Source organism: Streptomyces murinus (genome assembly GCF_002154555.1).
Taxonomy (GTDB): domain Bacteria; phylum Actinomycetota; class Actinomycetes; order Streptomycetales; family Streptomycetaceae; genus Streptomyces; species Streptomyces murinus.
In genome coordinates this window covers 1-1,197 of record NZ_MUNF01000955.1, presented here as the reverse complement: position 1 = coordinate 1,197, position 1,197 = coordinate 1, and the positions used below count along the sequence as shown (strand labels likewise).

Below are 1,197 nucleotides of genomic sequence, written 5' to 3'. Positions count from 1 at the left end.
CCGCTGCTGGCCCTCCTCGCGGACGGCGCGGCGGGCCCCGCCCGGCAGGAACTGGCCGACGCGCTGGGCGTGCCCGCGGATCAAGCGGCCACCACCGCACGGGAGTTGCTCGCGGCCCTGGGCTCGGTGTCGGGCCTGGACGCGGCGCTCGGCCTGTGGACGCAAGAGGAACTGCTGCTGCGCGAGGAGGGCCAGCAGCGGCCAGACCCCGGCGGCGGAGAACACAGTGCCGCCCCGCGCGGTGGCGCCCCATCGCGCGGTGAGTCCGTTCACCGTGCGTACGACGGCGCCGCCGACCCGGTTCTCCACCTTCAATTCCGCCCCCTGTGTCCCGCTTACCTGCGACAAGTCGTAAGAGGAACGGTACCGGTGTTCCTGGACTGCCGTTCGGGCGGCCGGAGTTGTCCGGGGCGCTCGGCAGGTGTGAAGGGGGGCGCGAGCGGGGGAGAAAGTGCTGGGTGGGGGCCTGCCCGGCCCAATGTCATCACTTCGAGTGATTCTCTGGCCTTTGCTTGCACGGCTCAACCCACGGTTGCCACGCTGTCGCTGTCTGTACAATCTGATGGGAGCGGCCAGTGACTTTCGGTGAGCAGCCGGCGTACCTGCGCGTCGCGGGTGATCTCCGCAAGAAGATCGTCGACGGTTCACTGCCGCCCCACACCCGGCTCCCCTCGCAGGCCCGCATCCGCGAGGAGTACGGCGTCTCGGACACCGTCGCCCTGGAGGCCCGCAAGGTCCTGATGGCCGAGGGTCTGGTCGAGGGCCGCTCCGGCTCGGGGACGTATGTGCGTGAACGGCCCGTGCCGCGCCGGGTGTCCCGCTCCGGCTACCGCCCCAGCGGCGGCGCCACCCCCTTCCGGCAGGAGCAGGCCGACGCCGCGGTGCGCGGCACCTGGGAGTCCAGCAGCCGGCAGGCGGAGGCCGGTGCCGCGATCGCCGAGCGGCTCGGGATCGAGATCGGCGAGCGGGTCATGCGCACCAAGTACCTGTTCCGCGAGGCCGGTGAGCCGATGATGCTCTCCACCTCCTGGGAGCCCCTCGCCGTCACCGGCCGCACCCCGGTGATGCTGCCCGAGGAGGGGCCGCTCGGCGGGATGGGCGTGGTCGAGCGCATGCGGGCCATCGACGTGATCGTGGACAACGTCACCGAGGAGGTCGGCGCGCGCCCCGGCCTCGCCGAGGAGCTGCATCTCCTCG

The 1,197-nt window shown here is 72.2% G+C and carries 1 protein-coding gene and 1 pseudogene; one reads left to right on the top strand and one right to left on the bottom strand.

The window, feature by feature from the left end; all coding sequences use genetic code 11:
* A pseudogene (locus CCN72_RS40140) lies at positions 1-315 on the bottom strand (hypothetical protein); the annotation flags it as partial.
* 260 nt (positions 316-575) lie between these two features.
* Here CCN72_RS40140 and CCN72_RS36875 point away from each other — a divergent pair.
* On the top strand, positions 576-1,197 hold a 622-nt coding region (locus CCN72_RS36875), incomplete at its 3' end, for a GntR family transcriptional regulator (RefSeq protein ID WP_107430298.1).